The 14,417-nt window shown below is 57.5% G+C and carries 12 protein-coding genes; 3 read left to right on the top strand and 9 right to left on the bottom strand.

The features are described from left to right. Positions 1–33: 33 nt before the first annotated feature. The 9 genes from pnp to HEQ72_RS05680 form a co-directional block, all read right to left on the bottom strand. Entirely contained in the window at positions 34–2,166 is a 2,133-nt protein-coding gene (gene pnp, locus HEQ72_RS05720; RefSeq protein ID WP_168022833.1) for a polyribonucleotide nucleotidyltransferase, read from the bottom strand. Positions 2,167–2,416: 250 nt separating this feature from the next. Further along, positions 2,417–2,686, bottom strand: a complete 270-nt coding sequence (rpsO, locus tag HEQ72_RS05715) for a 30S ribosomal protein S15 (protein WP_168020554.1) — start codon at positions 2,684–2,686, stop codon at positions 2,417–2,419. A gap of 17 nt (positions 2,687–2,703) precedes the next feature. Beyond that, on the bottom strand, positions 2,704–3,639 hold the full coding sequence (gene truB, locus HEQ72_RS05710) for a tRNA pseudouridine(55) synthase TruB (protein ID WP_168022832.1): 936 nt from the start codon (positions 3,637–3,639) through the stop codon (positions 2,704–2,706). Beyond that, complete coding sequence (rbfA, locus tag HEQ72_RS05705) at positions 3,640–4,068, bottom strand: 30S ribosome-binding factor RbfA (RefSeq protein WP_168020551.1); 429 nt, start codon at positions 4,066–4,068, stop codon at positions 3,640–3,642. 117 nt (positions 4,069–4,185) lie between these two features. Beyond that, positions 4,186–6,999 carry a translation initiation factor IF-2 gene (gene infB / locus HEQ72_RS05700; RefSeq protein ID WP_168022831.1) on the bottom strand — a complete coding sequence of 938 codons (2,814 nt, stop codon included), beginning with the start codon at positions 6,997–6,999 and terminating at the stop codon, positions 4,186–4,188. Positions 7,000–7,020: 21 nt separating this feature from the next. After that, positions 7,021–7,821, bottom strand: coding sequence for an RNA-binding protein (locus HEQ72_RS05695; protein WP_168022830.1), 801 nt, complete (start codon positions 7,819–7,821; stop codon positions 7,021–7,023). Between the two features lie 14 nt (positions 7,822–7,835). Continuing rightward, positions 7,836–9,377, bottom strand: coding sequence for a transcription termination factor NusA (nusA, locus tag HEQ72_RS05690; protein WP_168022829.1), 1,542 nt, complete (start codon positions 9,375–9,377; stop codon positions 7,836–7,838). 91 nt (positions 9,378–9,468) lie between these two features. Then, positions 9,469–9,966 carry a ribosome maturation factor RimP gene (gene rimP, locus HEQ72_RS05685; RefSeq protein ID WP_168020614.1) on the bottom strand — a complete coding sequence of 166 codons (498 nt, stop codon included), beginning with the start codon at positions 9,964–9,966 and terminating at the stop codon, positions 9,469–9,471. 216 nt (positions 9,967–10,182) lie between these two features. Beyond that, a complete protein-coding gene (locus tag HEQ72_RS05680; RefSeq protein WP_322099224.1) occupies positions 10,183–10,644 on the bottom strand; it encodes an SH3 domain-containing protein in 462 nt (153 codons plus the stop codon). Positions 10,645–10,951: 307 nt separating this feature from the next. Here HEQ72_RS05680 and HEQ72_RS05675 point away from each other — a divergent pair, with 307 nt between their 5' ends. Genes HEQ72_RS05675 through HEQ72_RS05665 form a run of 3 tightly spaced genes read left to right on the top strand, consistent with a single transcriptional unit; the run spans position 10,952 to position 14,415 of the window. Beyond that, the gene (locus tag HEQ72_RS05675) at positions 10,952–11,932 is read left to right on the top strand and encodes a 2-hydroxyacid dehydrogenase (protein WP_168020543.1); all 981 of its coding nucleotides are present in this window, start codon (positions 10,952–10,954) and stop codon (positions 11,930–11,932) included. Positions 11,933–11,985: 53 nt separating this feature from the next. Then, the gene (pabB, locus tag HEQ72_RS05670) at positions 11,986–13,311 is read left to right on the top strand and encodes an aminodeoxychorismate synthase component I (RefSeq protein WP_168022828.1); all 1,326 of its coding nucleotides are present in this window, start codon (positions 11,986–11,988) and stop codon (positions 13,309–13,311) included. A 42-nt stretch (positions 13,312–13,353) separates the two neighbouring features. Beyond that, complete coding sequence (locus HEQ72_RS05665) at positions 13,354–14,415, top strand: DUF2125 domain-containing protein (protein ID WP_168022827.1); 1,062 nt, start codon at positions 13,354–13,356, stop codon at positions 14,413–14,415. Positions 14,416–14,417 lie beyond the last annotated feature (2 nt).

Here is a 14,417-nt window from a genome sequence, read left to right as displayed (position 1 = left end):
GCAGCCTTCCCACCCCGTTACACGGGAACCAAATCAGCCCGACGTTTCTTCCGTCGCGCACACCTTGGCCTTGCCTGTTACTTGATCAACCTGCTTCATCGACAGCTTGATCTTGCCACGGTCATCAAAGCCGATGCACTTCACCCAGACCGAATCACCCTGATTGACATGGTCAGACGGCTTGCTGCCGCGCTGATCCGACATCTCGGAGATATGAACCAACCCGTCACGCTTGCCAAGGAAGTTAACAAACGCGCCAAAGTCCATCAGCTTGACCACCTTGCCCTGGTAAATCTCGCCAAGCTCGGGCTCTGCAACAATACCACGGATCCAGTTGACAGCCTTCTGGGCTGCTTCGTTATCAACCGCTGCAATCTTGATGGTTCCGTCATCATCAATATCGATCTTGGTGCCTGTCTGCTCGGTAATCTCGCGGATAACCTTGCCACCAGACCCAATGACATCACGAATCTTGCCGGCATCAATTTTAAGGGTGGTGATACGCGGAGCGGTCGAGGAAACCTCACTCCGTGCCGTGCCAAGTGCCCTGGACATCTCGCCCAGGATATGCAGACGCCCTTCACGGGCCTGACGCAGGGCAATTTCCATAATATCCCGGGTAATGGACGTGATCTTGATGTCCATCTGCAAGGATGTCACACCCTGATCGGTCCCGGCAACCTTGAAGTCCATGTCACCCAAGTGATCTTCGTCACCAAGAATGTCGGACAGCACAGCAAAACGCTCGCCTTCCTTGATCAACCCCATGGCAATACCGGCAACCGGACGCTTCAGCGGAACACCGGCATCCATAAGGGCCAGGGACGAACCGCACACCGTGGCCATCGATGACGAACCGTTGGACTCGGTCACCTCTGACACAACGCGAATGGTATAAGGGAAGGCATCACGGTCCGGGAGCATGGGATGAACCGCACGCCACGCCAGTTTGCCATGGCCGATTTCACGGCGACCGGGCGACCCCATGCGACCTGCTTCCCCGACAGAGTAAGGGGGGAAGTTGTAGTGAAGCATGAAGTTTTCACGGTACTCACCACCCAGAGCATCAATGACCTGCTCGTCCTGCCCGGTGCCCAACGTGGCAACGACCAGAGCCTGGGTTTCACCGCGGGTAAACAGGGCCGATCCATGCGTGCGCGGCAGGATACCAACCATTGACTCAATCGCACGGACAGTACGGGTATCACGCCCGTCGATACGCACACCGGTATTCAGGATATTGGAGCGGACAACATCAGCTTCCAGCACCTTGAACACTTCAGGGGCTACCTGAAGGGCTGCCTCGTTGGAGGAATCCAGGGCGGCGAACGCTTTCTCCTTCACAGCAGCAACCGCATCCTGGCGCGCAGCCTTGGCAGGAATGCGATAGGCCGTCTCCAGATCCTTGCGGAACGTTTCGAACAGGGCACTTACCGATGCCTTTTCCGGCGAGGATGGCGGCAGGTCGCGTGGCTCGCGGGCGCACTGTTCAGCCAAGTCAATTATGGCATCGATAACGGCCTGGCAGGCTTCATGACCGAAAGCAACAGCACCCAGCATGATATCTTCAGACAGTTCCTGAGCCTCGGACTCGACCATCAGCACCCCTTCAGAGGTACCGGCCACCACCAGATCCAGAACGCTGTCCTTCTGGGCTGACACCGTCGGGTTCAGAACGTACTGGCCGTTTCTGTAGCCCACGCGCGCCGCCCCGATTGGCCCAAGGAACGGCAGACCCGACAGGGTCAGCGCCGCCGAAGCACCGATCATGGACACGATATCCGGGTCGTTCTCCAGGTCATGGGACAGAACCGTTGCAACAACCTGCGTCTCACACTTGTAATCGTCATGGAACAGAGGACGAATCGGACGGTCAATCAAGCGCGAGGTCAGTGTCTCCCGCTCGGACGGGCGCCCTTCACGCTTGAAGAAACCACCCGGGATCTTGCCGGCGGCAAAACTCTTTTCCTGATAGTTCACGGTCAGCGGGAAAAAGTCCTGGCCCGGCTTGGGTGCCTTGGCCCCAACAGCGGTACACAAAACAGAGGTTTCGCCATAGGTCACCAGAACAGCCCCGTCGGCCTGACGGGCAATACGACCGGTTTCCAGCACCAAGGGCCGTCCACCGAACTGGATTTCCTTGCGATACACCTTGAACATTGACATGCGTTTGCTTTCCTTACGTCTGAAACCGGTGCCCCAATTTCGGCACGGAAGCCCCTTGCAAACCTTACTCTGCGCAAAAGGAGACCCCCGCAACCGCCCGGTTCCGGCCTTGTTCTCTTCAAATCATTGGGTGAATATAAGGCCAATTGCCCCGGCAATCATGCGAAAAACAGGGGTAAGGGCAAAATACTGCCTAGTTTCGGCCATAAATAAAGGGGGGTGCTGTATGCACCCCCCTTCAAAACGTCGCTTACTTGCGGATATCAAGGCGCTGAATCAAGCCCTCATAGCGCTTCTGGCTTTTCTTCTTGAGATAGTCCAGCAGGCTGCGGCGGCTGCTGACCAACATCAGGAGCCCACGGCGGGAGTGGTTGTCCTTCTTGTGGGTCTTGAAATGCTCGGTCAGATTACGGATCCGCTCGGTAAGAATGGCAACCTGAACCTCGGGGGAACCGGTATCGCCTTCTTTTGTGGCAAAATCCTTGATCAATTCCTGTTTACGCACAGCGGTGATCGACATCAAATGACTCCATTCTGTCAGAGATTCATGACACGGACCGGACGAATCACTCCATCCTCAATCCGTACGATTGCCACCGGGCGGTCTTCCTGCATGGCATAGGCCACACTCGCAGAGGCATGAATACCGTCCGGACCATCCCCCGTACGGGCTAGCACCGGCAAAAGATCCACCGGAAGCCCGGACAACAGGCGGCGAGCTTCTCCTTCTGTCAAGGCCAGCACCGGGATGTCGTCCAGCGCGGTCGTAACAGAAAGCAGGAAACCCGCAGGGCCGGGACTATGCCCGAGCTCATCCAACTTATCCAGAGAAATCGCGTTGCTCTCGGAGAAAGGGCCGCACTGACAGCGCCTAAGCATGGAGACATGACCAACAGACCCAACGGATCGGGCCAGATCCCGGGCCAAGGAACGAACATAGACGCCTTTTCTGGTTTCAACGCGGAATGTTGCCGAATCGGCCCCATCCCAACTCTCCAGCACAAATGAATCCACGCGAACGGATCGCGCCTTCAGCTCTACATCCACACCACCCCGGGCAAGGTCATAGGCCCGGCGCCCGTCAAGCCGGATCGCGGAAAAACGAGGGGGAACCTGTTCGATAGTACCAACAAAAGCAGGCAAGGCCGCCTCCAGCTCGGCACGGGAGGGACGATAGGCAGATGTTGCTGTCACCTCTCCTTCCCGGTCGTCCGTAGAACGCTCTTCTCCGAAATGAACGGTAAAGCGATAAACCTTGCGGCCATCCATAACGTAGGGAACCGTCTTGGTAGCTTCCCCCAGGGCAACAGGCAAAATACCGGATGCCAATGGATCCAGTGTCCCGCCATGACCGGCTTTCTGCGCCCCGAAAGCACGGCGCACACGCGCAACAACAGCCGTCGAGGTTATCCCCTCCGGCTTGTCAACAGCTACCCAGCCATGAACCGGAATACCACGCCGTGTCCGCCCCATTCAGGATTCCTCACCTTGGTCCTCATCATCGGCATGACGCATGGATTCTGTATCCCGGACAACATCCGGGCGCTTCAACAGATTGGCAATATAGGCATATTCATCAAAACTGGTGTCGATCTCGAACGACAGGCGCGGAACGTACCTCATCTCCACACGACGGGCGATCTCATGACGCAAGAAGGGTTGAACCCGAATCAAGGCCGCCCGTAGCGCCTGCGCATCCCCTATACCGCCAAGCGGCGTGAAAAACGCTGTTGCATTGCGCAAATCAGGGCTGCACCGGACCTCAGTAATCGTGATCGCGGTCGATGCCAGCAAGGGATCACGCAGCTCCCCACGCTCGAAAACATGGGCAAGAGCATGACGAATTTCCTCGTTGATGCGACGCTGCCTTTGCGTTGGGGCCTGGCCGCGCACTTTGCTCATGAGAACCTCGAAGCAGAAATAAAAACACTTCCCTGCACGCCAACAGTACGTTCTCCCTTGCCGGGAATATACTGTTGGCGCCTGCAGAAGAAATCAGGAACAGGGCGTGAACCGCTCTCAGAGCTGGGCCGCAACCTCTTCCATTTCAAAGCACTCTATGACATCGCCCACCTGGATGTTGTCATAGTTTGCCAGGGACATACCACAATCAAAGCCAGACTTGACCTCGCGGGCATCATCCTTGAAGCGCTTGAGCTGGGACAGGTTTCCTTCGTGGATAACCACGTTGTCCCGCAGCAAACGAACCTTGCAACCACGCTTGATGACGCCTTCGGTCACCATACAGCCCGCAACCTTACCAACCTTGGTGATATTGAACACCTCACGGATCTCGGCGTAGCCAATGAACTTCTCGCGATAGGTCGGTGACAGCATACCGGTCAGGGCCTGTCTCACGTCCTCTGCCACATCGTAGATGATAGAGTAGTAGCGGATGTCAACAGCATCACGCCGGGCCAGCTCGCGGGCCTGTGGATTGGCACGCACGTTGAAGCCAACGACAAGTGCACCGGACGCACGCGCCAAGGTAATGTCAGACTCATTGATGGCACCAACCGCAGCATGCAGAACCTTGACCTTGACAGCTTCGGTTCCCAGCTTCTCCAGAGTACCGATCAAGGCCTCGACAGAACCCTGAACGTCACCTTTGATAACAACCGGGAGTTCCTTTGCCTCACCAGCCTGGATACGGGCAAACATTTGCTCCATGGTTCCACGGGCAGATTTTACGGCCTGTGCCTCACGTTCCTTGCGCTGACGATAGGCCGCGATATCACGCGCCTTTGTCTCATCTCCCGTCACAACAAAGTCGTCACCGGCAGAAGGAATACCATCCAGCCCCAGAATTTCGACCGGAACAGCGGGCCCCGCTTCTTCAATGCGGTTCCCTTTGTCATCGATCATGGCACGGACACGCCCGGACTCTTTCCCGGCAACGAACACATCGCCAACCCGCAGGGTACCGCGACGGATCAGAACCGTAGCAACAGAGCCACGCCCACGCTCCATCTTGGCTTCAACAATGGTTCCTTCCGCCATACGATCAGGGTTGGCTTTCAGATCCAGCATTTCGGCTTGCAAGAGAATAGCTTCTTCAAGCTTCTCCAGGTTCAGGCGCTGCTTGGCCGACACCTCGACGGTCTGGATGTCCCCACCCATTTCCTCCACCACAACCTCGTGCTGAAGGAGTTCTGTCCGTACACGACCCGGGTTGGCACCCGGCTTGTCCATCTTGTTGATGGCAACAACGATCGGCACCTCTGCCGCACGGGCATGGCGAATGGCCTCAATTGTCTGGGGCATAATGCCATCATCAGCCGCAACAACCAGAACAACGATATCCGTCACCTTGGCGCCACGGGCACGCATGGCCGTAAAGGCTTCATGGCCCGGTGTATCAATAAAGGTAATCTTGCGCCCGTTGGACATGCTGACCTGATAGGCCCCGATGTGCTGTGTAATACCACCGGCTTCACCGGAAACAACGTTGGTTTCACGCAGGGCATCCAGCAAGGATGTCTTGCCGTGGTCAACGTGACCCATCACGGTAACAACCGGAGCCCGAGGTGCCATGGCTTCATCGGAATCAGGACCGGCTTCCAGTCCAATTTCAATATCAGCTTCGGAAACACGCTTGACCGTGTGACCAAATTCCTCGGTGACCAGCTGTGCCGTATCGGCATCGATGGTCTGGTTGATGGTCGCCATGACCCCCAGCTTCATCAGAACCTTGATCAGGGCACCGGAGCGCTCTGCCATACGGTTGGAAAGCTCCTGGACTGTAATAACGTCCGGGATGATAACCTCGCGCACGATCTTTTCAGGAGCCTTCTGCTGTGCCTGGGCCTTGCGCTTTTCTTTTTGGGCCGCACGCCGCATAGCCGCAACAGAACGCCCGCGGGAAGAGCCTTCCTCGTCACCGGACAGAACAGCAACAACACTCAGCTTGCCGCGCCTCTTGTCCATTCCAGGAGCACCAGGAGCAACAGCAGCCCGCTTTGAAGCAACCTTCCCGGTAGCTCCACGGTTACGCCCACTGTCATCCCCCTCGTCATCACGCTCACGGGGCGCATGACGGACAACAGAGCGGTCATCGCGTGACGGCGGCCGACCGACCAGGTCATCCGGAGCAGCGGCGGGACGCACCACCCCAAGAGCGGGCTGGGCAGATGCAGGACGCGGCCCATGGGAAACACCCTGTGCCGGACGGGCAGATCCCGACCCCGAAGGAGCGCCACGCCCGCCGGGCCCACGAGCAGGAGCCGACCTCTGGGCGTCACGATTCTGGACAGAACGCGGCGTCCAGCCTGGTCCCTGGTTCGGAGAAGGACGTGGACCGGTCCAGCTTCCGGACTGGCCACCCGCACGGGCTGTTGGCGCAGGCGCTACAACATCCCGCACCGGAGACGGTGACAAAGGCGCAGGCTCCACGTTTGCAACAACAGCCGAGACCGCTGGCTCAGGAACAGGCTCGGGCTCTACCGGAACATGGTTTGCACTTTCCGCACGCAGGCGGGCCTCTTCTTCAGCAGCCTTGACCCGGGCAATATCTGCCAAGCGACGATTTTCCTCATCCACCTTGCGCTGCTCTTCAGCCCGAATCAGGGCCTGAAGGCGCTGCTGACGTTCATCCTCTGTCAGATGGGCACCACCCAGAGATCCCCGTCCATCACCGGAGCCAGATCTGCGGGCATCCGGACGCGTACCGGCTGCGGGACCAAAACTGCGCTTCTTCTTGTGTTCCACCGCCACAGATTTGGATCGACCATGGGAGAAGCTCTGGCGAACCTGTCCGGATTCAGCGCTCTTTTTCAGTTCCAGCTTCCCACGCGGTGAAACGCTAAGGGGCTTTTTTTCATTTTCGTTCGACATGCGTACCGGTTGTCCTGGCGTCTATTCCGTATTCCCCGGCGCCACTCCTGGCTCCGGCTCGGGCACAGTCGCCGCTGTCGGCGACCGCAAATGTTCATCCACTGCTTCCAGCGGCCGTGTGACCTTCCCGCAACAGGCCGCGAGCCGGTCAAGTTCCCTGACAAGCCGGTCAACCAGCATACGCTGCTCCGGCTTTCCGCAGGCGACAGCAACATGCACCACGTGCTCCCGCCCCAGAACAGAGGCCATATCAGGCCCCGTCAAAATATCAACCACACGCGCAACACCGCTGGTGTGGTGCATCAGCGCCTCCAGCTTGCGGCGCCCGTCGGTTGCTCCTTCTGTCGCCTCCAGCAACAGGGCAACCTGACCGGAACGGACAAGGGCCTGTACCTTGTCAAACCCGGCAACAACCAGACCAGCACGACGGGCAAAACCCAGAAGTGCCAAGCAACGCTTTCTGACAAGCCCGGCAATCCTGTCAGGAAGATCGCGGGGAATATCAATCTGGCGGCGTGCAGCACGCAAAAAAACTTTTTTCTGCACTGCCGTTTCTAACACATCCCGCCGTGCACTCAACCAGAATCCCCGTCCGGGCAAACACGCCTCGAGATCGGGAACCAGAATACCATCGGGACTAATGACAAAACGCAACAGATCATCCCGCGAACAACTGGTACCCGTCACCAGACAACGACGCTGCGGACTGGAAGACATCACAGGCTTGGCACGATCACCGGCAGAACCCGGTGATGCCCCTTTCCGGTGGGGGCGCCGCCCTGAAGAGGACGGCGCAACCGATATGCCGGAACGAAAAGCCACCCTGGCGCTCTCCCTTATGCCTCATCCCCGGCAGCGCCAAAGGGATCTTCATCACCAAACCAACCCGCCTGGACGCGCGCTTCCATGATCATACGATTGGCATCACCCTCGGAAACGGAACCAGCAGAGAACTCAACCAACTCGTCCGACGCCAGATCAGCAAGATCATCGATGGTCTTCACATCATTACGACCCAAACAGACCAACAGCGCAGGCGTCATACCCGAGAACGCAGCCAGTTCATCGGAAACGCCCAAGGCACGACGCTCATCCTCCGCAGCCCGGTCACGCTCTTCCAGGAACTCGCGGGCACGCTGCTGCAACTCTGCCGCAACATCGGCATCAAGACCTTCGATCGAGGCGATTTCTTCCAGATCGACCCAAGCGACTTCCTCCACAGAGCCGAAACCTTCGGTCACCAGCAAGTGAGCCAAGACGTCATCGACATCCAAAGCTTCCATGAAGGCACCGGACACACGACGGAACTCTTCCTGGCGACGCTCGGATTCCGCTTCTTCCGTCAGAATATCAATGTCCCAACCGGACAACTGGGAAGCAAGCCGGACATTCTGGCCACGACGCCCGATGGCAAGCGACAGCTGCTCATCAGGCACTACCACCTCCATGCGCCCGCTGTCCTCGTCGATCACGACCTTGGCAACCTCGGCCGGGGCAAGGGCATTGACAACAAAGGTGGCCGGATCAACAGACCACGGAATGATATCGATCTTTTCGCCCTGAAGCTCTGCCACAACGGCCTGAACACGGGACCCACGCATACCAACGCACGCACCAACCGGATCAATACCCGAGTCCCTGGAGACCACGGCAATCTTGGCCCGGGACCCGGGATCACGGGCAACAGCCTTGATTTCTATGACGCCGTCATAAATTTCGGGAACTTCCTGCGAAAACAGCTGGGCCATAAAGCCAGCATCGGTACGGGACAGGAAGATCTGCGGCCCCCTTTGCTCCCGGCGGACATCCTTGACAAAGGCGCGTACGCGGTCACCGTTCTTGAAGTGCTCGCGCGGGATCAATTCATCACGACGCAACAAAGCCTCGGCACGACCCAGATCCACAACAACGTTGCCAAACTCAACACGCTTCACAAGGCCGTTGACCACATCGCCAACGCGATCCTTGTACTCGTTGTACTGACGGTCGCGCTCGGCATCGCGCACTTTCTGGACAATAACCTGTTTGGCGGTCTGGGCAGCGATACGCCCGAAATCAATCGGCGGCAGAGGATCAACGATAAAGTCACCAACAACAGCACCCGGCTTGCGGCGCTGCGCCTGTGAAACCGTGACCTGCGTGTTTTCGTCTTCGACGTCCTCGACAACCTCAAGATAACGGGCCAGCTTGATCTCACCATTACGACGGTCAATACGGGCGCGAATATCATGCTCGTGACCATACTTGGAGCGTCCGGCCTTCTGGATGGCCTGCTCCATAGCAATGAACACCTCTTCGCGATCAATGCTCTTGTCGCGGGCGACGCTGTCGGCGACCATGATCAGCTCCGGTCGCGCCATGCCAACAGTACGTTCCATCTTTTCCAAGCCCTCGAGTTACTGTCTTCGCGGTATTACATCAGGTGCAGACCAAATCCGGCGAACCGACACGCCGCACGCTGTTCCTTACTCAGTGCTCCGCCTCCTGGCGGGTCACAAATTCTATCAACTCATCAGTCAGGACAAGCTTGGCCTTCCAGACCGCATCCAGCGGCACCAACCAAGCCCCCTCGTCACCTTGTATCCGAATATTCTCATCAGGATCCAAGCCAAGAAGGCGACCGGAAAAGCGCTTGCGCCCGTCCAGAAGCTGACGCGTCTCCAGCTTGATGTCAAAGCCGGCCCAGACCTCATAATCCTTGGCACGGGTCAAGGGACGGTCAATGCCCGGCGAGCTGACCTCAAGGTTATAGGCCCCGGCCACAGGATCTTCCACGTCCAGGACGGCGGACAGGGCGCGGCTGATATCCGCACAGTCTTCCACCGTCATGGGAACCGAATCCCGGCGCTCTGCCATAACCTGCACTGTCTGGCGCCGCGTTCCCTGTATAAGAACCCGCACCAGTTCATATCCCATATTGTCAAGGGTTGGCCCTACAATACCAACCAGTCGCTCGGCAAGATCCATACCGGTACCCAAACACCCCAAGAAAACATCAAGACCGGACACGCCCAGAGCAGTTTAACTGCCCGGGAATCCTTGATCCACATAACAAAAAAGTGGGCCAGTGGCCCACCCTCGAAAGTCCCGGACAGGACAAACCAGAGAATGTCATCGATGGGTTGTACACCGCTTCACAGGCGAAGGCAAGAGCTACCTTACAGCCTGTGAAGGCCCTTCATCTCAGTCAACAATCTCGCCTTTGTAAATTCCCCAGATTTCACCACGACGCAACCATCCCTGATACCCCTCAACCTCAACCCGGCAATACTCGCTACCCGGCGGGCACTGATGCAGGCGCAAAACAACACCGGGGTCCAGCCAGGCCGCAGCAGAAGAGCTATCATCTGCCGTGCGGCGCAGCATAGCTTTCCGACCGCGAACCACGGCCATCCGTCGCCCGGCCAGCATGCTCTGGTGCACCCACCCTTCCGTACCATCCGGATCGCGGATCTTGCGCCAGGTTTCATACTCGGCAATGACTTCCACGGGTAAATCCCGCCGCATATAAACCCAGTCAACCGGATAGCGGGCACCGGGACCAGCCCGCATGTTCACTTGGTCCGCGCGCAGGGAGACAAAGCGGGGCAAGGGAAGAACCCCGCTGGATGATGCCGCAACAGCCACTCCCGCATAAAGCGACACACCGCCCCAGAGAATGCAGAAGGCCGCAAGAGATAACGAAATAAAACGGAGAAAAAACAGTCGTCGCACGGAGAGTCGCACACCTCATACCTTTGGCCGCAGCGGCAAGGAAGCCCTGAACAGCGCACATGGACCCAAATTTTCTGGCCACAGGAACACCGATACAAGCCTGATCTACCCACCTTCAATACAGGCTCCTGCGCGTTTTTCAAGACACACTCAACAGGACGACCCGGAAGGCATGGACAAACCAAGGTAGCGGTGGTACCGGATTATCATCTTGCGATGTATGGTCGGAGTCCCCTTGATGGCAGCAAAAAAACCGCTGGTGATCGTAACACGCCGCCTGCCGGATGTCATCGAAACCCGCATGATGGAACTTTTTGACTGTCGCCTGAATATAAACGACACCCCCCTTGGGCACGATCAGCTGATCATGGCCGTGAAAGAGGCGGATGTCCTGGTGCCGACGGTAACAGACCGCTTGGACAAGACAATCCTTGAACAATCAGGCAGTCGGCTCCGGTTGATTGCCAGCTTTGGCAACGGAACCGATCACATTGATCTTGGCACGGCACATGAACGGGGAATCGTTGTCACCAACACCCCGGACGTTCTGACCGACGATACGGCTGACATGACCATGGCATTGATCCTGGCTGCTCCACGGCGCTTGGCAGAGGGCGAACGCCTGGCCCGCTCGGGGCAATGGACAGGATGGAGCCCGACCCACATGCTGGGCAGTCGCATATCCGGGAAGCGACTGGGTATTATTGGCATGGGGCGCATAGGGCAAGCCGTCGCCCGGCGGGCGCGAAGCTTTGACATGACCATCCACTATCACAACCGCAACCGCTTGCACCCCGAAATAGAAGCCGAGCTGGAGGCAACATGGTGGCAAAGCCTGGACCAGATGCTGGCCCGCGTTGATATTCTCAGCGTCCATTGCCCACAGACCCCTGCTACCTATCACCTGCTGTGCGCACGACGACTGAGGTTATTGCGGGACCACGTCTGCGTCATCAACACCGCACGGGGTAATATTGTTGACGAAGAAGCCCTTGTCACCATGCTGCAACGACAGGAACTGGCAGGGGCAGGACTGGACGTTTTCGAGAATGAACCGCACATAAACCCGAAACTGCGAAACCTGGAAAATGTCATCCTTCTGCCCCACATGGGATCATCAACCGTGGAGGGACGCATTGCGATGGGAGAAAAGGTACTGTGCAACATCCGCGCCTTCAGCGATGGGCACTGCCCACCGGACCGGGTTCTGTCATCCTGATTTCATAACGCAGGGCTCGCCTTCCGTAGCGGAAGGGACTATACCCTCTCACCATGACAGCATGCGAAATTCCATGGCGAGACCCTCTGACCGCTTTTGCCCCCCTGTCGGGGCAGGAGGGCGCTGTTCTTCTTGACTCCGCAGCAGAAGCTGGAGGCCGCGGCCGCTGGACTATTCTGGCAGCCTACCCACAAAAGCTGGTTATAGACCCTGCCAACCCGTTTGATACGCTGGAACAGACCATACAAGCGATGCGGGAGCCTGCTCTGCCCAGGCACCCCGAAGCTCCGCCCTTCCACGGCGGACTTATTGGCTGGATCAGCTATGAAGCCGGACGGCATCTGGAAACATTGCCTGTTCCAAAAACCGATGACATTAGCGTGCCAGAAGTGGCGTTTGGCGTGTACAAGGCTGCACTTGTTTTCGATACCAGCTGTCGCCGGGCTTTTCTCACCCACACACCGGACGGCAAAGATACCGCCAAAAGGCTTCTTGATGCAGCGGGAACCACGCCCCTGCCCCCACCACGAACCGACGGCATACTGCTTTACCCTGAGCAAGACGACGAAGAAGCAGCTCAAGCCATTGCACAGGTTATCGATTTTATCCGGGCCGGCGATATTTTCCAGGCCAACTGGACCCGTCGTTTCATGGGGCATCTTCCGGATGGCTTTCCTGTTTTTGACCTCTACCGCCGCCTGAGGCAGGCATCGCCAGCCCCGTTTGCTGCCTTTGCGCACTTCGGCGGGGCAACTGTATTGTCTGCATCACCGGAACGCTTCCTTAAAGTACAGGCAGACGGCACGGTTGAAACACGCCCCATCAAGGGAACCCGCAAACGCGGACAAACACCTGCGGAAGACAAGGCATTGCTGGATGAACTGATCAACAGCAAGAAGGATCAAGCCGAGAACCTGATGATTGTTGACCTTATGCGTAATGACCTTTCACGCGTCTGCCGGACCGGCAGTGTGAAAGTGCCGGTCCTGAACGGGCCAGAAACGTTCGCCAGCGTCCACCATCTTGTCTCGGTCGTGCGCGGGCGCCTGAGGAAGGGTGAGAATGCCATTTCCCTGCTGAAAGCCACCTTCCCGGGGGGGTCCATTACCGGCGCACCGAAAATACGGGCCATGGAAATTATCAATACCCTGGAACCAGGGCGGCGCGGTCCATACTGTGGCAGCATCTTCTGGATCGGGGCTGACGGGTCCATGGACAGCTCGATTGTAATACGAACCTTGGTCGCCGGACGTACAGGGCGGCTGGTAGCACAAGCCGGAGGTGGCATTGTCGCGGATTCCAGCCCAGCCGATGAAGTCGAGGAAGCACGGACAAAAGTCGCGCCGTTGTTACAGGCTGCCGCCGGAACAGCACCCTGAACAATCATACCCCGGACATCAAAACAAGCGGAAAAAACCGGAATGACAAAGCGTTTCATTACGATAACAACCATTGTACTCACATGCTTTACCGGGCTGTATGCTGCCTGCTGGTTTCTGGCATCTTCCATGATCACCCGGGCATGGAATGAAACGCAAGGCCAGCTTCCTGACGCAGGCTGGACCGTTTCATCAACACCCGTAACCCTGTCCGGCTTTCCCGGTATCATGACATTTGATACTGGTGAGATCGAGATCGGTCATACCTCCGGCTTCCATGTTGCCTTGGATCAAATGCAGATCCGCGTGCGGCCATGGGCCCTCTTATCCCCTGAAATCCGGACATCAGGCCCCGTCAGAGTTACAGCACCATCCGGAGAAAACTACCACCTTCAGGCAACAGACTCCGTTCTGGCTGTGAATGTCACAGCCTCAGGGGCGCTGACGGACCTGCACCACGAACTTCACCATGTTGTTCTGGACGGGGGCAAAACAGCACCCTTGATCAAGGCTGATCTTATGAAACTGTCAGCCCATATCGAACCAGAGGAAAAAGGCGTCCAGAACCCTGCCTTGGGGCAAATCTCCCTTATCCTGGACCGACTTGATATCCAGGACCAGAATGGCCGCAGCCATACTGCAATACCGGAAGACGCAGCCATTGACCTTGAGCTGTTCGGTATTCTTCCAAAGTCCGGAACCTGGCAGGATCGTCTGGATGGCTGGAGACAAAACGGCGGAACAGTGGAAATCAGGCGTATCGGCCTGCAATACAAACATGCCAGTGCAAACATCCGCGGCACCTTGGCCCTGGATAAAAGACTACAGCCCGAAGCCGCTGTCACAGCCGAAATTCATGGTACACAGGAATTACCGGGTATTCTCTTGGGGCAAGGTATTCTGAAACCGTCAGAAGCCGCCATCCTGGGCATGGTTCTGGCCGCCCTGAGACACAACACGACCGGCAGTGCACAGAACCCGGTTATTCCCCTGACCCTGCAGGACAACACACTGCGTGTCGGCTCTTTCAAGATTTCCCGCATTCCAGATATCCCTTGGTCACCTGCAAGAAATCCAGAAGAAAAAGAAGCAACACCATACTAACA

This window comes from Haematospirillum sp. 15-248 (assembly GCF_012102665.1).
In the GTDB taxonomy this organism is placed as follows: domain Bacteria; phylum Pseudomonadota; class Alphaproteobacteria; order Rhodospirillales; family Rhodospirillaceae; genus Haematospirillum.
This window is presented reverse-complemented; position numbering and strand designations above follow the sequence as displayed.

Excerpts from the sequence above, each read along its gene's own strand:
- rpsO (WP_168020554.1), bottom strand. The coding sequence starts at position 2,686 with ATGTCGATCACCGCTGTGCGTAAACAGGAATTGATCAAGGATTTTGCC.
- infB (WP_168022831.1), bottom strand. The coding sequence starts at position 6,999 with ATGTCGAACGAAAATGAAAAAAAGCCCCTTAGCGTTTCACCGCGTGGG.
- pnp (WP_168022833.1), bottom strand. The coding sequence starts at position 2,166 with ATGTCAATGTTCAAGGTGTATCGCAAGGAAATCCAGTTCGGTGGACGG.
- HEQ72_RS05675 (WP_168020543.1), top strand. The coding sequence starts at position 10,952 with ATGGCAGCAAAAAAACCGCTGGTGATCGTAACACGCCGCCTGCCGGAT.
- pabB (WP_168022828.1), top strand. The coding sequence starts at position 11,986 with ATGACAGCATGCGAAATTCCATGGCGAGACCCTCTGACCGCTTTTGCC.
- truB (WP_168022832.1), bottom strand. The coding sequence starts at position 3,639 with ATGGGGCGGACACGGCGTGGTATTCCGGTTCATGGCTGGGTAGCTGTT.
- rimP (WP_168020614.1), bottom strand. The coding sequence starts at position 9,966 with ATGGATCTTGCCGAGCGACTGGTTGGTATTGTAGGGCCAACCCTTGAC.
- HEQ72_RS05665 (WP_168022827.1), top strand. The coding sequence starts at position 13,354 with ATGACAAAGCGTTTCATTACGATAACAACCATTGTACTCACATGCTTT.
- nusA (WP_168022829.1), bottom strand. The coding sequence starts at position 9,377 with ATGGAACGTACTGTTGGCATGGCGCGACCGGAGCTGATCATGGTCGCC.
- rbfA (WP_168020551.1), bottom strand. The coding sequence starts at position 4,068 with ATGAGCAAAGTGCGCGGCCAGGCCCCAACGCAAAGGCAGCGTCGCATC.